The following is a 2,836-nucleotide window of genomic DNA, read 5'->3' on the forward strand; positions in this document are numbered from 1 at the left end:
GTGCCGAAGTTCTCGGCCGGCAAGGGCCTCAAGGACGCGGTCAACTAAGACCTTTTTCTTTAAGTGCAGAAAAGCCGGGCTTGCCCGGCTTTTCTTTTTTGCGGCTGTCTGTTTTGACGCAATTCCGGGCGGAAAACCGCTCACACTTTCCTGGAATTGCTCCAGCGGCTCAGGCCGTCGGCGCGTCCGCGCGCATCAGGCCTTCCTGTTTCAGATCCGCCCAGAGCGCCGCCGGTATCCTGGTGTCGAGCAGAGCGCGGTTGCTTTCGACTTCGGCCGGCCGCTGGCCGCCGGGGATCACCGACATCACCGAAGGGTGCTGCAGCGGGAATTGCAGCGCCGCCTCGATCAGCCGCACATTGTGGCGCTTGCAGACGGCTTCGATACGCGCCACGCGGTCGAGGATCTCCTTCGGCGCTTCGCTGTAGTTGTAGAAGGCGCCGGGCTTCGGCCCGGTCGCCAGCACACCGGAATTGTAGGGGCCGCCCAGCACGATGCCGATGCCGCGCTTCTGGCAGAGCGGCAGGAAGGATTGAAGCGCTTCCTGTTCGAGCAGCGTGTAGCGGCCGGCCAGCAGGAACAGGTCGAAGTCGCCGCGCTCGGCAAGCGTCTGGGCGACCTGCCACTCATTGATGCCGCCGCCGAAGGCCTTGATCACGCCCTGGTCCCGCAGCGAGAGCAGCCCGTAATAGCCTGACGACATGAACTCCTCGATGCGGGCGTCGGAGGCTTCCTTGCTGCCATGCGTGAAGATGTCGACGTCGTGCACGAAGAGGATGTCGATGCGGTCGACGCCCAGGCGCTCCAGCGATGCCTCGAAGGAGCGCATGACGCCGTCATAGGAGTAGTCGTAGACTTCCCGGCGCGACGGCGTCTCGAAAAACTTGCCGATGCCGGTGCGCTGGTCCGGCGGGGCGACGCGCAGGATGCGGCCGACCTTGCTCGACAGCACATAGTCGTCGCGCTTCCTGCCGCGCAGGAAGGGGTTGAGGCGGGTTTCCGACAGGCCAAGGCCGTAAAGCGGCGCCGTATCGTAGTAACGACAGCCGGTCGCCCATGCCGTTTCCAGGGTGGCGTTGGCGTCCTCGTCGGAGACGGCGCGATAGAGATTGCCGAGCGGCGCGGTGCCGAAGCCGAGCTCGGTGAAGGTGATGCCGCCATTGCCGATGCGGTCGAAATGCCGTGTCTTCATGTCTGACGATGTCCCGGAGTGATTTGTCTGACATGACACTATCACGCCCGTGGCCCAGCAAAAGTGCCGAGGCTCGTTGGACAGCGATTTTCGCAATGATAGCATAAACAAAAACAAGCCGTTCGCGGCCCGCGAGGCGCCAAATCCGTAGAGATAAGCGATATCGCGCAGACAGGGGTGAACCGTCATGACCAAAGCCGGATCCGGCATGTTCGCGACCGCGCTGGACGAGCTTGGCGCGGTGCTGGCGCGCACGGATGAAGGCCGGATCGACGCCGCCTGCGCAATGCTGGCCGGTGCCGGCAAGATCGCCGTCTATGGCTGCGGCCGCGAGGCGCTGCAGATAAAAGGTTTTGCCATGCGGCTCTACCATCTCGGTCTGCCGGTATCGGTCGTCGGCGACATGACCACGCCGCCGCTGAGGCGGGGAGACGTCTTCCTTGCGAGTTCAGGGCCGGGCGAGACCACCACGGTGCTGACCTTGATGCGGGTTGCCCGCGATGCCGGCGCAAAGGTGCTGCTCCTGACGGCCGAACCGGCAGGCAGTGCCGCCAAGCTCGCCGACTTCACCCTGCTCATCCCGGCGCAGACGATGGCTAGCGACCAGGGCGCGGCAAGGACCTCGGTGCTGCCGATGGGCTCGCTGTTCGAGGGCGCGTTGTTCCTTCTGTTCGAGATCATGGTGCTGAAGCTCCAGGCGCTTACAAAAGCCACGCCGGAGGCGATGCGCGCCAGGCACACCAACATGGAGTAGGGGATGCGCTACGAGCTGATGCTGCCGCACCAGATCCGCAAGGCGATCGAGGAGAACTGGCCGGTCGTGCTGCCGCTCGGCGTGCTCGAATATCACGGCGAGCACATGGCGGTCGGCATGGACACGCTGGCCGTCATCAAGACGGTGGAACTGATCGAGAAGGAGAGGGACATCGTCATCCTGCCGCCCTTCTATTACGGCGCGGCAAGCTACGCGGTGGCGGCGCCGGAAGGTAGCGGCTCGGTGCAGGTCGGCGGGCCGGGGCTTTCACCCTTCGCGGAGGAATTGTTCTACGGCCTGCTGCGCATCGGCTTCCGCAACATCCACGCCATCATCCACCACCAGACCGAGAACTTCGTGGCCGGCATGCCGACCGACCTGGCCTTCAAGACCGCCGGCCGGCAGGCGATCTTCCGCTTTCTGGAGAAGGAGCGCGGCGAGGGCTGGTGGGGGTCCAACAGCATGGCCGATTACTATGCCGGCCATGCGCAGGGCGAGAATGTCTTCAACTGGGTGCAGGTGCACCCGCTGATGCCGGCCGCGATGAACGGCAAATATCCGTTCGACCATGCCGGCAAAGGCGAAACCTCGCTGATGCTGGCGCTGTGCCCGGAGGCGGTGGACGAGAAGCATTTGGCCGACAACACCGGCTGGTACACGAAAGACGCGGCGGAGGCCTCGGCAGGCCTCGGCAAGATCGGCGTCGCGATGATCCTTGAGCATCTCAGGGCGATATTGCAGGCCTAGCTCCCCCTTCTCCCCTTGTGGGAGAAGGTGTCGCCGAAGGCGACGGATGAGGGGTGTTCCAGGGAAAGCCAACGTCTCACTCCGCTGGAACACCCCTCATCCGTCTCGGCGCTGCGCGCCGATCCACCTTCTCCCACAAGGGG

The 2,836-nt window shown here is 64.3% G+C and carries 3 protein-coding genes; 2 read left to right on the top strand and 1 reads right to left on the bottom strand.

Features of this window, described 5'->3' with window-relative positions; all coding sequences use genetic code 11:
- Positions 1-169: 169 nt before the first annotated feature.
- Positions 170-1,192, bottom strand: a complete 1,023-nt coding sequence (locus EOD07_RS29260) for an aldo/keto reductase (protein ID WP_127237819.1) — start codon at positions 1,190-1,192, stop codon at positions 170-172.
- A 187-nt stretch (positions 1,193-1,379) separates the two neighbouring features.
- On the opposite strand from EOD07_RS29260, the gene EOD07_RS29265 reads away from it, so the two are divergent.
- Positions 1,380-1,946, top strand: a complete 567-nt coding sequence (locus tag EOD07_RS29265) for an SIS domain-containing protein (protein ID WP_127237820.1) — start codon at positions 1,380-1,382, stop codon at positions 1,944-1,946.
- 3 nt (positions 1,947-1,949) lie between these two features.
- Positions 1,950-2,693 (top strand): creatininase family protein, encoded by a 744-nt coding sequence (locus EOD07_RS29270; RefSeq protein ID WP_127237821.1) that lies wholly within the window; start codon positions 1,950-1,952, stop codon positions 2,691-2,693.
- Positions 2,694-2,836: the final 143 nt, after the last annotated feature.

The sequence above is a fragment of the Mesorhizobium sp. M2C.T.Ca.TU.002.02.1.1 genome (assembly GCF_003997225.1).